Raw genomic sequence first — 13,895 nt, 5'->3', positions numbered from 1 at the left:
TATTCCAACCCAGCGGGACAATCCTCATTGCCCTACTTCACCCACGTGCCCATGCACCCGCACACCCACACACACCCGCACACCCGCACACCCACACACACCCGCACACCCACACACCCACACACACCCACACGCCCATACCCAGCACCCGACCACTCCCAGTGAAGGAACCACATCTAAGCGCGCGTAAGATTCGGTTTCGTAACAGAGCAATGAGTCCAAGTGAAGGAACCGCACCTAACAATGCGTCAGATGCGGTTTTTTAACAGGAGCAATCGGTTGCGGTGAAGCAACGGGAGCTAGGGCAGCCCCGCAAATACGACGGTGCCGCAGACCTTGCGACCTGCGGCACCGTCAAAAAAGGATGGAATCGAATCAGACGATCTTCTCGACCTGGCCGAACCCGAGCTCGACAGGGGTGTCGCGCCCGAAGATGGAGACCAGGACGGTGAGCTTCTGCGTGGTCGGCTCCACGTCGGAGACCGCGCCGGCCATGGTGGCGAAGGGTCCGTCGATGACGGTGACCTGATCGCCCACGGCGTAGGAGACCTCGACCGTGCGCTTCTTGGCGGCGGCGGGCTTGTCTCCCGCCTCCTTGAGCGCCTGGGAGGAGATCATGGGGGCCATCATCTTGACAACCTCCTTGCGGCTGAGCGGTGCCGGCTCCTTGGTGGGGCCGACGAAGCCGGTGACGCCTTCGGTCTCGCGCACGATGCGGCGGGCGTTCTCGTCGGGCCACATGCGGATGAGCACGTAGCCGGGCACGCGCACGCGGGTGACGACCTTCTTGCCCTTGTCGGTGTGCTTCTCGACTTCTTCGAGCGGCACCTCGACCTGGAAGATCTGGTCCTCGAGGCCGAAGCTCTGGATACGCGACTCGACGTTGGCCTTCACGCGCTTCTCATAGCCGGAATAGGTGTGGAGCACGTACCACTTGCCGTCCAGGCCGCGCAGGCTCTTGGAGAATTCCTTGACGGCCTTGGTGCCGGCGTCCTCGACCTCTTCGGCAGGCTCGGCGTCGCCGGCGCTCTCGGTGTTCTCGCCGTCGCCCGCGTTCTCTGCGGACGAATCGGACGAGTCGGACGCATCGGCCTGGGCATCGGCGGATTCGGTGGCGGGCTCCTGGGCTTCGTCGCCGGCCGGAACCTGCGAGATGTCCACCTGCGCGTCTTCGACCGTCGCGGCGTCGCCCTGCGGCTGGTCCGGCAGCGCGTCGAGGTTTTCGAGATTCACTTCATTATCCATACTGTTAGTCACCTTAAAGATTTGTCTACGATCAGCCGAAGATCCACAGCGTCAGCTTGCCGAGCCCCAGGTCCATGCCCGTGACGGCGGCCATGAGCAGCACCACGAAGATGAACACGGCGATCGACCAGCCGGCCAGCTCCTTGGTCGTCGGGGTGACGACCTTGCGCAACTCGTCGATGATCTGCTTGATGAACAGGCCAATCCGCATGAACACATTGGGCTTGACGTCTTCTTCAGACTCGCGTGCCTTCGCCATATCCATCCTTCGTTTGGCTTCTCAAATTTGGCAGGGAAGGCGGGACTCGAACCCACAACCTACGGTTTTGGAGACCGTTGCGCTACCAATTGCGCCACTTCCCTAGGTGAACTCTGTCCACGATACTCGAAGCACGAGACCATGCGACATAAACCGCCGAGGTAATAGTGTAACGTCTCATCGCCGATTCGTCCACTCCGTGAGTCGCGGCATTTCGTCTCATCCGGTCACATCCGGTCGCATCCGGTCACGTTCGGTCACGTTCGGTCACGTTCGGTCGCGGTATGCCGCGGTATGCCGCGTTCGGTCACAGTATGCCGAGGTTCGTCACGGTTCATCGCGTTGCGCGAAAGTACGGCGCGAGCCCGAACCCTACCGAAAAGCTCAGCCGACCCACTGCCTGAAGCGGCGCATGCCCTCGTCGAGGTCATCGTCGGCGAGCGCGTAGGAGAAACGCAGGAACCCGGGCGCTCCGAACGCCTCGCCCGGCACCGCGGCGACATGCCCCTCGTCGAGCAGCAGCGCAGCCAGATCGGCGGAGCTGGAGGCCACGGAACCCTTGGGGCCGACCGGATGGCCGAGCAGCGCGCGCACGTCGGCGAAGGCGTAGAACGCGCCGCGGGGCGTGCGGCATTCGACGCCGGGGATGGCGTTGAGCGCGGCGACGATGGCGGTCCGGCGTTTGTCGAAGGCGACGCGCATGGCGGCCACGGCGTCGAGTGAGCCGGCCACGGCGGTCAGCGCGGCCTGCTGGGAGACGTCGGCAACGTTGGAGGTCATGTGGCCCTGCAGCTTGGCGGCCGCCTTGGCGACGGGCTCGGGGCCGATGAGCCAGCCGACGCGCCAGCCGGTCATGGCGTAGGTCTTGGCCACGCCGTTCAGGACGATGAGCTGGTCGCGCACCTCGGGCACCACCGCGCCGATGTACGCCGTCTTCGCGCCGTCATAGGTCAGGTGCTCGTAGATCTCGTCGCTCAGCACCCAGATGTGGTGCTCCACGGCCCACTCGCCGACCGCGCGCATGGTCTCCTCGCTCCACACCGCGCCGGTCGGGTTGGTCGGGGAATTGACCATGATCGCCTTGGTGCGCGGGGTGCGCGCCGCCTCCAGCGCCTCGACGCTCGGCTCGAAACCATGCTCGGCGTCGCCCAGCACCTCCACCGGCGTGCCACCGGCGAGCTTGACGGCCTGGGGATAGGTGGTCCAGTACGGCGCGGGGATGATGACCTCGTCGCCATGGTTGATCAGCACCTGCAGCGCCTCGTAGACGGCCTGCTTGCCGCCGTTGGTGACCACGACCTGCGCGGGATCGACCTCGTAGCCGGAGTCGCGCAGCGTCTTGTTGGCGATCGCCTCGCGCAGCGGCGGCAGGCCGGGGGTCGGCGTGTAACGGTGGTTCCTCGGGTCGCGGCAGGCCTTCGCCGCGGCCACGACGACGTAGTCGGGGGTGGGGAAATTCGGTTCGCCGGCGCCGAAGCCGATGACATCGATGCCGGAGGCCTTCATCGCCTTCGCCTTGGTGTCCACGGCCAGCGTGGCGCTCGGCTCCACGCGGTTCACACGGTCACTCAACGTCTGCCAGTCTGCCATTTCGCATCTCCCACGTCGCTCGGCGTTCATTACCACCTCAAGACTAGACCGGCGACGCGAACTGGACCGGCGGATGGGCATATGCCGAAACGGCGGACGCCCGCCGACGCCCAACCCGTCATCCGCCGACGCCCAACCCGCCATCCACGCGATTGCGCCATAAACAGGCCACTGAGTAGCTGTCAGCGGCTCGTTTATGGCGCAATCGACCTACGAAGGCTTGGGTTACAGCAGGACCAGGTTGTCGCGGTGGACCAGCGGATGGGCGTATTCCTCGCCGAGCAGGCGCCTGAGCTGGGAGGTGTCGCGGCCGAGGGTGTGCGGAATCTCGTCGGAATCGAAGCCCGAAAGACCCTTGGCGACATGGTTGCCGTCCTCGTCGTCGATCCAGACCGGATCGCCGGCGGAGAACTCGCCGTGCACCTCAAGCACGCCGGCCGCCAGCAGGCTCGCCTTGCCGCCGAGCACCGCCCTGATCGCGCCCTTGTCGCCGACCAGTGTTCCGCGCGGGTTCGCGGCGAAACCGATCCACAGACGACGTGAGGAGTCACGATGCTGCTTCGGGGCGAACGCCGTTCCCGTCGATTCTCCGGCCAGGGCTCCGACGATGCTGCCGGCACTGGTCAGCACGACCGGAATCCCCGAATTGGACGCTATGCGCGCCGCTTCCAGCTTGGTGACCATGCCGCCGCTGCCCACGCCCGAGGAGCTGCCGCCCACCGAGACCTTGCCCAGGATCGCCTCGACGTCGGGCACGAAACCGACGCGTCGTGCGCCCGGCTTGGAGGGCGGGGCGGTGTAGAGCCCGTCGACGTCGGTGAGCAGGACCAGGGCGTCGGCGCGCACCAGGTTGGCCACCAGCGTCGAAAGGTGGTCGTTGTCGCCGAAACGGATCTCGTTGGTCGCCAGCGCGTCGTTCTCATTGACGATGGGGACCACATCGAGGTCGAGCAGGCGGCACAGGGTGCGTTGCGCGTTGCGGTAGCGCGAGGCGTGCATCGTGTCGTCGGCGGTCAGCAGGATCTGGCCGACGCGCACGCCGTAGCGGGCGAAACCGGTCTCATAATGCTGCATGAGCACGCCCTGGCCCACCGAGGCCGCGGCCTGCTGGGTCGAGACGTCGGTCGGCCTGGACTCGAAGCCCAACGGCCCGAAGCCCGCCGCGATGGCGCCGGACGACACCAGCACCATCCGTGTGCCGTGCCTGGCCCGTTGCGCCAGCGCCTCGACCAGCGCGCCGACCTTGTCGACGTCCAGATGGCCGGAGGGCTTGGTCAGCGAGCTGGAGCCGACCTTCACCACCACCGTCCGCGCCTGCGCCACCGCCTGGCGGACCGTATCCTCCGTCTGCATTCGATGTTCCGACATTTCAGCCATGCCTCGTGATCATTGCGTTGTTGTGTTGAAGCGTTACCGTCCAGATCCTATTCGTCGGAGCCGTCACCGGAACCGTCGTCGGTGTCGTGGCCGCCGAGGATCGCATGCTCGTCGTGACGGTCGTCGTCCACGCTCGGATCGGCCCAATGGCCGGCCGTACGCTCCTCGCGCATGGCCTCGCGCACCGCGCTCTTGGCGTCCATCATCGCATGGTACTGGCGGCGGCGCTCCGCGTTGGTGCGGCGGCGGACCCTGTTGCCGTCCGCGCCGTCGTCGAGGCGCAGGTCCTTGCCGCGCGCGCCCAGCTGGGTGCCGTCAAGCATCTCGGCGCCGGCGGCGACGGTCGGATCCCAATCGAAGGCGACCGCGTTCGCGCCCTCGCCGATGCGCACCTCGTCGCCCGGCTTGGCGCCATGGCGGCGCAGGTCGTCCTCCACGCCCAGACCGGCCAGGCGGTCGGCGAGATAGCCCACGGCCTCGTCGTTGTCGAAATTGGTCTGGCGCACCCAGCGCTCCGGCTTCGCGCCGGTGACGGTGAACCACACGTTGCCGTTCTTGTCGCCCTTGCGTTCGACGTGGAAGTCGAGCGAGGTGCCGTGCTCGTCGTCGGCGCGACGACGGCGGCGGTTCTTCTGTTCGAGCGGCTTGATGACCACGCGGGCCTCGTCACGCTCGGCCTCCTGGGCGGCGAGCTTGCCGCGAAGTTCCTGGACCATCTCGCCCAGGGCGAAACCAAGCTCCTTCAGGCCCTCGTGCGAGGCGGTGGAGATGATGAAGGTCTTCAGGCCCATGCGTTCGAACTCGGGACGCACGAACTCCGCCAGCTCCTTGGCCTCGGGCACGTCGGCCTTGTTGAGGATGACCACGCGCGGGCGCTCGGGAATCGGGATGACGCCGATCGGCAGCTTGAGTCTGTCGGCGTATTGGGCGAGCTCGGACTCGAGGGCCTTGTAGTCGGAGACCGGGTCGCGGCCGGGCTCCAGCGTCGCGCAGTCGATGACGTGGGCGATGATCTCGGTGCGCTCGATGTGGCGCAGGAACTCCAGGCCGAGGCCCTTGCCCTGCGAGGCGCCGGGAATCAGGCCGGGCACGTCGGCGATGGTGTAGCGGTATTCCTCCATCTTCACCACGCCGAGGTTCGGCACCAGGGTGGTGAACGGATAGTCCGCGATCTTCGGCTTGGCGGAGCTCATCGCGGCGATCAGGCTGGACTTGCCCGCCGAGGGGAAGCCGACCAGCGCCACGTCGGCGATGGACTTGAGCTCGAGGATGACGTCGCGTTCCTCGCCCGGCTCGCCGAGCAGCGCGAAGCCCGGGGCGCGACGGGTCTTGTTGGCCAGCGAGGCATTGCCGAGACCGCCCATGCCGCCCGCAGCGGCCACGAATCGCTCGCCGGCATGGCGCAGGTCGGCCAGCTCGCGGCCGGGATGCTTCGACTGGCCCTGGCGGCCCTTCGCCTCGAAGATCATCGTGCCCGGCGGCACCGGCAGCACCACGTCGGCGCCCTTCGAGCCGTCCTTGGTGTCACCCAGGCCCATCGTGCCGCTTTCGGCGCTGCGATGGGGCACGAAGCGGTAGTCGAGCAAGCTGTTGGCGTTGGGGTCGGCCACGAAGATGACCGAGCCTCCGTCGCCGCCGTTGCCGCCGTTCGGCCCGGCGAGCGGCTTGTACTTCTCGCGTTTGACGCCTGCGGACCCATTGCCGCCATCGCCGCCCTTAACGTGGACGGTCACCCTATCTACAAAGTCTGTCATGATTCCTTACCCTACCGGTGGGTATTCATCTTCGCACAACCCGCCGAGGATATGTCGCATTATCGTTTTGGGCAAAAGCGGTGTTGGCCTCATCACGTCCGCTCGCTGCACTCAGCGAGACGGCTGATTTCCGTTCGATCCATCATGCCTCTTCGCACTCACACGTCCGAGCAAATGAAACTAGGCGGTTGCCCCGGCGGACTGCATTTTGCTTTGTTCCGCATTTTTAGCATCCCAGTAAGCCACCGCCCTATTAATAGATGCTCGCACCTCAGGAGTGATCGGTCTGAATTTTATTAACGAGTCATGGTCCACAGAGAAAACATCATTTTCAACTTCCTCAGCTAACTGATCCATCTCCTGTTCGGTAATATGGAACCGCTCGTTTAGCTCTTTTTCGTTCATCGTCACCTCATTGCGACCTTCCCGGATATCAAAAGCTACGCATGCACTCCAACGACCTGCCTCTTCGCCTTCTCTGCATCTTTAGCGTCCCAATAGGCCACTGCCCTATCGATGGCCGCCCGGACTTCGGGAGTAATCGGCCGAAACCGAACGATGGAATCGGGGTCGACCTCAAACGTGCCGTTTTCCGCCGCTTCGGCGCTCTCGTCCATCTCCTCGGCCGTAATCCCGAATCGTTCAAAAATCTCGTCGTCGTTCAATGTCGCCTCCCTATCATTCTCAGTTCCTTCAGTATACCTTTCGTCGGCGGCGTAAGCGCATGGAAAATAAGCCATACCCCATCCTTTTCATATGTCGCAATCATTTCCAGCAATCTGCCATTACTGTCCACGCCAATGGCCAGCCACTGCGTCGGATTGCTTCTCCTGCGTTCCATGTGCAATATGGCATGCCAAGCGGCCTTCACATCGGCATCTCGAAGCTGAGGATGTCGTCTGTGAATGCGTTCGGCGATGATCGGATCTTGGCTCATGGTCCCATTCAACGGGAAATTGAACGGGAGCCGAAGGGAAACCGGGCGATGTGGTCGAACGGTTGGGGTTATCCACATTTGTGGCGTGTCGCGGCGCTGAGCGCCGACTTATCCACCGAATGGACGAGGCTCGGGAAAAGTTATGCACATACGACGGTGGCGCCCGGACATGCGAAAAGGCCGCACCCACGAAGGGCACGGCCTTTTCCTAAAAGCTATTGGCTCGGCTATCTCACTCGGAGACGACGTCGACGACCTTGCGGTCGCGGCGGACGCCGAACTTGACGTTGCCGTCGGACAGCGCGAACAGGGTGTGGTCCTTGCCGGTGCCGACGTTCTGGCCGGCGTGGAACTTGGTGCCACGCTGGCGGACGATGATGTTGCCGGCGACGACAGCCTCGCCACCGAACTTCTTGACGCCGAGGTACTGCGCGCTTGAATCGCGACCGTTGCGTGAAGCGGATGCGCCCTTCTTATGTGCCATTGTCTGTTCCTTTCAGTCTTTAATTGCCCACGCCGTCAATCAGGCGATGGACGTGATCTTGACGATGGAGAGCGGCTGACGATGGCCCTTGCGACGGGCGACGCCGGTCTTGTTCTTGAACTTCTGGATGTTGATCTTCGGGCCCTTGGCCTCGTCGTTGACGACTTCGGCCTTCACCGAGATCTTCGCAAGATCCTTGGCGGCGAGCGTCACCTTGGCGCCGTCGACCACGAGCGCGACCGGGAACTCCACGGTATCGCCCTTCTTCGCATTGAGACGGTTGACCAGGATGACGTCACCGACCTCGACCTTTTCCTGATGGCCACTGGCCTTCACAATCGCGTACATATTCCGTTCCTTGCTGTTTGAAAGCTAACCTGCCCAGCACGTTTGCGAGCCCCACAGCGAGTCTCATGGCCAGACACCAGTCTTTTAGAGTACACCGACCCACGTACTAACGCAATGCCGGCATCCACATGGCGCAACCGCCGCCGCGGACCATGGGTGAAGGCCCCACGACGGCGTTGCCGAACATCACGTCCTACCGGATCATTCCTTCGCGTCTCCCGTATCGCCGGAAGCGTCGTCCGCCTTGGATTTCGCGGCGTCCCCGCCTGCCTTGGACGATGCGGAACCTTCCTGCTCTTCCTCGTCGTTGGCCGCCACGGCCGCCGCGGCGATCTGCGCGAGCTTGGCCTTGACCGCCGGACTCGAGCCCTTCGGCGCCTGCACCTCGGGCGCGGCGTGGGTGCCGTGGCCGTGCTTGTTGGTGTGCACGAACGGATCGCCGCCCTTCATCGCGTAGGGGTCGGAGTAGTCGGAGGAGATGGTGGGCTCGTCGTGGAGGATGAAGCCGCGGCCCTTGCAGGTCGGGCACTCCTCGCTGAAGGCCTCCACCAGGCCCTGGCCGATGCGCTTGCGGGTCATCTGCACCAGGCCGAGCGAGGTGACCTCGGCCACCTGGTGCTTGGTGCGGTCGCGCGCGAGGCACTCGACCAAGCGACGCAGCACGAGGTCGCGGTTGGCGGGCATCACCATGTCGACGTAATCGATCATGATCATGCCGCCGATGTCGCGCAGGCGCAGCTGGCGGGCGATCTCTTCCGACGCCTCGAGGTTGCAGCGGGTCACCGTCTCCTCGAGCGACTTGCCCTTGCCGATGAACCGGCCGGTGTTGACGTCGATGGTGGTCATGGCCTCGGTGCGGTCGATGACGATCGAGCCGCCACTGGGCAGGTAGACCTGGCGCTCCATGCCCTTCCTGAGCTGGGAGTCGATCTGCCAATGGTCGAAGACGTCCTTGCCCTTGTGCTCCTCGGGGTCCCACTTCTCCAGGCGCTCCTTGAGGTCGGGGGCCATGGAGTCGAGGTATTCCTCGATGCGGTGGTAGACCGTGTCGCCCTCGACGATGAGCTTGGAAAAGTCGTCGTTGAAGATGTCGCGCACCACGCGGATGGCCACGTCGGGCTCGCCCTGCAGGAGCTTGGCGCGCTTGCCGTTGCGGTAGAGCTTGCGCTTCTCCTCGATCTTCTCCCACTGGCCCTCGAGGTTCTTGAGGTCCTTCTCCAGGGCCTCCTCGCTGGCGCCCTCGGCGGCGGTGCGGATGATGACGCCCATGTGCTTCGGGGCGATCTTGGAGACGATGGACTTGAGCCTGCCGCGCTCGCGTTCGGGCAGCTTGCGGCTCACGCCGGTCATGCCGCCGGACGGCACGAGCACGAGGAACCTGCCGGCGAGGGTGACCTGCGAGGTCAGGCGCGCGCCCTTGTGGCCGATCGGGTCCTTGGTGACCTGCACCAGCACCGGGTCGCCGGACTTGAACGCCAGCTCGATGCGGCGCGGACGGCCCTCCAGCCTGGTGGCGTCCCAGTTGACCTCGCCGGCGTAGAGCACGCCGTTGCGCGGCTGGCCGATGTCGACGAAGGCGGCCTCCATGCTGGGCAGCACGTTCTGCACGCGGCCCAGGTAGATGTTGCCGACGGTGGCGACCTCCTGGATGTCGGAGACGTAGTGCTCCACAAGCACGTTGTCCTCGATCACGGAGATCTGGGTGTGGTGGCCGCGCTCGCGCACGACCATGAGACGGTCGACGTTCTCGCGGCGGGCCAGGAAGCTCTGCTCCATCAGCTGGTTCTGTCGCCCGCGCTCGCGGCGGTTGTCGCGGCGGCGCTGCTTCTTGGCCTCGAGACGGGTGGAACCGGCGATGTCGGTGATCTCGTCGATGTACTGCTGCTTGCGCGAACGGCCGGAGGAACGGGAGTCCTTCTCCTCGTCCTTGCCCCCACGGCGGCGGCGACGGCGGCGGACCGTGGTCTGCTCCTCGTTGTCCTCCTCGTGCTCGCGGCGATGACGGCGACGCGACTCGGAGCGCGACTCCTTCTCCTCGTCCTTGTGCTCCTGGCGATCTTGATGGTCATGATCGTGGTCGTGACGCTCGTCTCGCGAACGGCGGCGCCTGGAGGACCTGCCCCCACGCTCGTCGTCCTCATGCTCGTCATCGTGGTCGCGGTCGCGGCGACCATGGCCCTCGCGGCGGGAGTCCCTCTCCTCGTCCCTGCCCCCACGGCGGCGGCGACGGCGCGAACGGGTGGACGATTCCTCGTCCTCTTCGAAATCCGTTATCGGACGGTAGGTGATGTCGTCGTCCTCGAGGTCCTCCTCGATCTGCTCGACCTCGTCGGCGGCGTGGCGTTCCTCGGCGTTGAGCCTGCGGGAACGGCGGCGACGGGGCTCGCGCTCGAAGTCCTCGATGTCGATGAAATCGTCGTCGATGCGCTCCTCGTCCTCGTGGCGGTCCTCACGGCGGTCGTCGCGATGGTCGTCGTGATGGCCACGGCCGCGATGGCGCGAACGGGTGTGGCGGGATTCCTCCTCATACCGGTCCTCGTCGTCATGGCCGCGATGCGAGCGGCTGCGACGGCCGGAGTGGGACCCGCGGCGCGAGGAATGCCTGTCCTCGTCATCGTCGTCCATGGTGTCGTGCCCGCCGTTGTCGCTGGCCGGCAGCACAGGTTCCTGGAAGAGCAGCGAGGTCATCGGACGGCCGCCACGACCCCTCGAGCGGCTGTTGTCGCCGGACTCCTCAGAGGCTCCGGCATCCGCACGCTCAACGGTGGAGCGGGAACGGGAACGGGTGCCCGTAGCACGGCGGGTGCGAGCGGAGGCGGCGCCGGAACGCTGCGATGAACGCCCGTTGCCCTCGTCGTCCTTGTCGCGCTCGGAGTGCGAACCCTCGGCGCTTTCCTCTTCGGCGGCGGCCGCCTTGCGCCTCCTGGTGGCGCGGGTCTTGGCCTCGCGCTCCTCGACCTTCAGTGCGAGGGCCGCGCCGGCGGCACCGGTCCCGCGCACCACACGCCTGCCGCCACGACGGCGACGGGTCGTTGAGCCACCGGCTGCGGAATCGGAGGATTCGGTTGATGAATTGCTGTTTTCGTTGGCGGATACCATGGAGTCGGCTTCCTCGACCCCATCACGTTTTGTCCTGGGCACAATGCTCCTTGCGACACGCTGCAATCGTGTCGTCGTTTCCGGCCGCCCACGTTGGCTCACACCGCGCTCTCACCGCGGCCACGCAACAATTGCGTTCGTAGACAGCATCCTAAAAGTCATCTTGCCGATGGCGGACACCGGCGCTCGCGAAATCGGCTCGCGAGGGGATCGACGCCATCGGGTCTGGGTAACTTGCAGAATTACCTAATACCATTATAGGGCCTGGCAACAACCGAACGTGCCATGCAGAGCGATTTGGCGGAACCGGCGCGGAATCATCACCTGCGGATGGGCCGCGGAACGCTACTCGCCCAGCCAATCGACGAGGATGGCGGCCATGAGCTCCAGGTCGTCTTCCGGCAGCTGCTCGTCGGCCTTGTGGGCCAGCAGCGGCGAGCCGGCACCGAAGTTGACGGCCGGCACGCCGATCGACGAGAAGCACGCCACGTCGGTCCAGCCGAGCTTCGCCAACGGCTTGCGCCCGGTCCTCTCCTCCACCAGACGGGCCAACGAGACGGCCAGCGGCGCGTCCATGCCGGGGCGTGCGGACGGCGATTCGTCCTTCATCTCGATGCCGAAGCCCTCGAACATGCCACCTGTCGCCCGACGCTCGCCGTTGCCCATCTCGGCGCCGGCGTCGGCCCCCATCATCAGGGCCTTCGCCTCCGGCAGGTCCTTGTCGGGCGCGAAACGGTAATTGACGTGCACGCGGCACTCGTCGGGGATCACGTTGGTGCCCTTGCCTCCGGAGATCAGCGTGGCGTTGACGCCCTCGCGGTAGGTCAGGCCGTCCACCTCGACGTCCCGCGGCTCGTAGGCGGCCAGGCGGTCGAGGATGGCGGCGGCCTTGTGGATGGCGTTGGACCCCATCCAGGCGCGGGCCGAGTGCGCGGCGACGCCGTGGGTGACCACGTCGAAGCGCATGGTGCCGTTGCAGCCGCCCTCGATGCCGCAGTCGGTGGGCTCGCCGATGATGGCAAAATCGCCCCGTATCCACTCAGGATGGGCGCGCGCGACCTTGCCCAGGCCGTTCTTCTCGGCCGTGACCTCCTCGTGGTCGTAAAAGACGAAAGTGAGGTCATATCGCGGATCGGTCATCGTGGCGGCAAGGTAAAGCATCACCGCGTCGCTGGCCTTCATGTCCGTGGCGCCGCGGCCGAACATCACGCGCTGGCCGGGATGCGCCTCGGCCACGTCGGCGCGGACCCGTGGGTCGCCCGGGTCGAGCCAGACCGGTGGGAAGTTGTCGATGATCGGCACCGTGTCGAGATGGCCGGCGAGCACGACGCGCTGCGGACGGCCCAGCGACGTGGAGGCCACCACGGTGTCGCCCAGGCGATGGACCGTCAGGTGGGCCTGCGAGCGCAGGAACGCCTCGACCTGGTCGGCGAGCGCCGTCTCCTCGTCGCTGACGGAGCGCACGCCCATCAGCCCTTCGAACAATCCCGTCAACGCGGCCTTTCGCAAGGCCCCCCGCTCGATCATCAGACTCATGCCTCCATGGTATCGGAAAGGTCCGCGCCCCATCCGCCCGTGATCGATTCCGTCGGCCTTTCCTCCGGCCACTTCCGATGTTCCAGCCTGCGAATTCCCCATCCCGGCCTCGCGCCTTTGGAAACATGTTGCCACGGCGAAGCCAGGCGGGAGACGGGTTTTGAGACCGTTCTTCACAAACGTGGGGTGGCGGGGCATTATATTGTGTGAGGCGGGGTACGATCGCTCCGGCCAAGGGAGAACTCATGGGTCTGCTGAACGCAATGCAGGGTTTCGTCGTCATCGCCGTCATCATCGGCACCGGCTACGTCGCGGCGCGCTTCAACGTCGGCGGCCCGACCGCGCAGATGGTCCTCAACCGCTACGCCTTCTTCGTCACCAACCCGTTCCTCATGTTCGCCATCCTCTCCAAGGAGCCGATCATGGAGATCTTCCACCCCTCGATCTTCGTCGCCTTCTTCTCGGCGCTGGCCGTTGGCGTGCTCTTCCTGATCCTCAACAAACTGTTCTTCCACATGGGCCCGGCCGACGCGACGGTGGGCGCGCTCAACTCGCTCTACCTCAACTCCAACAACATCGGCTTGCCCATCGCCACCTACATCCTTGGCAACCCAGCGCTGGTGGCGCCGATCCTGGTGATGCAGCAGGCCATCTTCACCCCCATCGCCCTGACCGTGCTCGATTACACGACCACCGGCAAGATGTCGGCGAAGAAGGCGCTGATGCAGCCGTTGCACCAGCCGCTGCTGATCGGCTCGCTGGGCGGCATCCTCGTCTCGGCCATCAGCACGTGGATCGGCTTCTACCCCATCCCGAAATTCATCTTCGACCCGGTCAACATGATCGGGCAGGCGGCGGTGCCGATGATCCTGATGGCGTTCGGCATGTCGCTGCACGGCTCCAAGCCGATGCAGAACAAGAGCTCGCGCTCGGCGGTTATCGCGGTCACCGTCCTGAAGAACATCGTGATGCCGCTGATCGCCTACCTCATCGCCTACTTCATCATGGGCTTCACCGGCAAGGTGCTCTACGCGTGCGTCGTGCTCGCGGCGCTGCCGGCCGGCCAGAACGTCTACAACTACGCGGCGCGCTACAACGTCGGCATGACCTTCGCGCGTGACGGCGTGCTGATCTCGACGGTCTCCAGCCCCGTCATCATCGCCATCATCGCCGCGATACTGAGCTAGGCCGCGGGTCAGGACTCACAAAAGTCGCAGATACAAAACAGCGATCGGCGCAATCAAGCCAACAGCACCGTTGTATCTG

At 65.2% G+C, this 13,895-nt stretch carries 13 protein-coding genes and 1 tRNA gene; 1 reads left to right on the top strand and 13 read right to left on the bottom strand.

Annotated elements, in window-relative coordinates; translation table 11 throughout:
* Positions 1 to 375: 375 nt before the first annotated feature.
* The 13 genes from nusG to dapE form a co-directional block, all read right to left on the bottom strand.
* Positions 376 to 1,245, bottom strand: a complete 870-nt coding sequence (gene nusG, locus PT282_RS01465) for a transcription termination/antitermination protein NusG (RefSeq protein WP_277167826.1) — start codon at positions 1,243 to 1,245, stop codon at positions 376 to 378.
* 31 nt (positions 1,246 to 1,276) lie between these two features.
* On the bottom strand, positions 1,277 to 1,504 hold the full coding sequence (secE, locus tag PT282_RS01460) for a preprotein translocase subunit SecE (protein WP_277167825.1): 228 nt from the start codon (positions 1,502 to 1,504) through the stop codon (positions 1,277 to 1,279).
* A gap of 28 nt (positions 1,505 to 1,532) precedes the next feature.
* Positions 1,533 to 1,608: transfer RNA gene (locus tag PT282_RS01455), tRNA-Trp, on the bottom strand.
* Positions 1,609 to 1,888: 280 nt separating this feature from the next.
* Complete coding sequence (locus PT282_RS01450) at positions 1,889 to 3,094, bottom strand: pyridoxal phosphate-dependent aminotransferase (RefSeq protein ID WP_277167824.1); 1,206 nt, start codon at positions 3,092 to 3,094, stop codon at positions 1,889 to 1,891.
* Positions 3,095 to 3,319: 225 nt separating this feature from the next.
* Positions 3,320 to 4,447 carry a glutamate 5-kinase gene (gene proB / locus PT282_RS01445; RefSeq protein WP_277167823.1) on the bottom strand — a complete coding sequence of 376 codons (1,128 nt, stop codon included), beginning with the start codon at positions 4,445 to 4,447 and terminating at the stop codon, positions 3,320 to 3,322.
* A gap of 71 nt (positions 4,448 to 4,518) precedes the next feature.
* Positions 4,519 to 6,225 (bottom strand): GTPase ObgE, encoded by a 1,707-nt coding sequence (obgE, locus tag PT282_RS01440; protein ID WP_277167822.1) that lies wholly within the window; start codon positions 6,223 to 6,225, stop codon positions 4,519 to 4,521.
* A 180-nt stretch (positions 6,226 to 6,405) separates the two neighbouring features.
* Positions 6,406 to 6,630 carry a hypothetical protein gene (locus PT282_RS01435; RefSeq protein WP_277167821.1) on the bottom strand — a complete coding sequence of 75 codons (225 nt, stop codon included), beginning with the start codon at positions 6,628 to 6,630 and terminating at the stop codon, positions 6,406 to 6,408.
* Positions 6,631 to 6,665: 35 nt separating this feature from the next.
* Positions 6,666 to 6,890: a hypothetical protein gene (locus PT282_RS01430; protein WP_277167820.1), complete on the bottom strand. Its 225-nt coding sequence runs from the start codon at positions 6,888 to 6,890 to the stop codon at positions 6,666 to 6,668.
* Positions 6,887 to 7,162: a hypothetical protein gene (locus tag PT282_RS01425; RefSeq protein ID WP_277167819.1), complete on the bottom strand. Its 276-nt coding sequence runs from the start codon at positions 7,160 to 7,162 to the stop codon at positions 6,887 to 6,889. The genes PT282_RS01430 and PT282_RS01425 overlap by 4 nt, the downstream gene beginning before the upstream one ends.
* A gap of 232 nt (positions 7,163 to 7,394) precedes the next feature.
* Positions 7,395 to 7,646 (bottom strand): 50S ribosomal protein L27, encoded by a 252-nt coding sequence (gene rpmA, locus PT282_RS01420; RefSeq protein ID WP_277162447.1) that lies wholly within the window; start codon positions 7,644 to 7,646, stop codon positions 7,395 to 7,397.
* A 39-nt stretch (positions 7,647 to 7,685) separates the two neighbouring features.
* A complete protein-coding gene (gene rplU / locus PT282_RS01415) occupies positions 7,686 to 7,994 on the bottom strand; it encodes a 50S ribosomal protein L21 (RefSeq protein WP_277167818.1) in 309 nt (102 codons plus the stop codon).
* Positions 7,995 to 8,195: 201 nt separating this feature from the next.
* Positions 8,196 to 11,135, bottom strand: a complete 2,940-nt coding sequence (locus PT282_RS01410; protein ID WP_374114126.1) for an Rne/Rng family ribonuclease — start codon at positions 11,133 to 11,135, stop codon at positions 8,196 to 8,198.
* A 303-nt stretch (positions 11,136 to 11,438) separates the two neighbouring features.
* Positions 11,439 to 12,629 (bottom strand): succinyl-diaminopimelate desuccinylase, encoded by a 1,191-nt coding sequence (gene dapE / locus PT282_RS01405; RefSeq protein WP_374114125.1) that lies wholly within the window; start codon positions 12,627 to 12,629, stop codon positions 11,439 to 11,441.
* Between the two features lie 245 nt (positions 12,630 to 12,874).
* On the opposite strand from dapE, the gene PT282_RS01400 reads away from it, so the two are divergent.
* Complete coding sequence (locus PT282_RS01400) at positions 12,875 to 13,816, top strand: AEC family transporter (protein WP_277167816.1); 942 nt, start codon at positions 12,875 to 12,877, stop codon at positions 13,814 to 13,816.
* The last annotated feature ends 79 nt before the right edge of the window (positions 13,817 to 13,895 follow it).

The sequence above is a fragment of the Bifidobacterium sp. ESL0763 genome, from assembly GCF_029433395.1.
In the GTDB taxonomy this organism is placed as follows: domain Bacteria; phylum Actinomycetota; class Actinomycetes; order Actinomycetales; family Bifidobacteriaceae; genus Bifidobacterium.
This window is presented reverse-complemented; position numbering and strand designations above follow the sequence as displayed.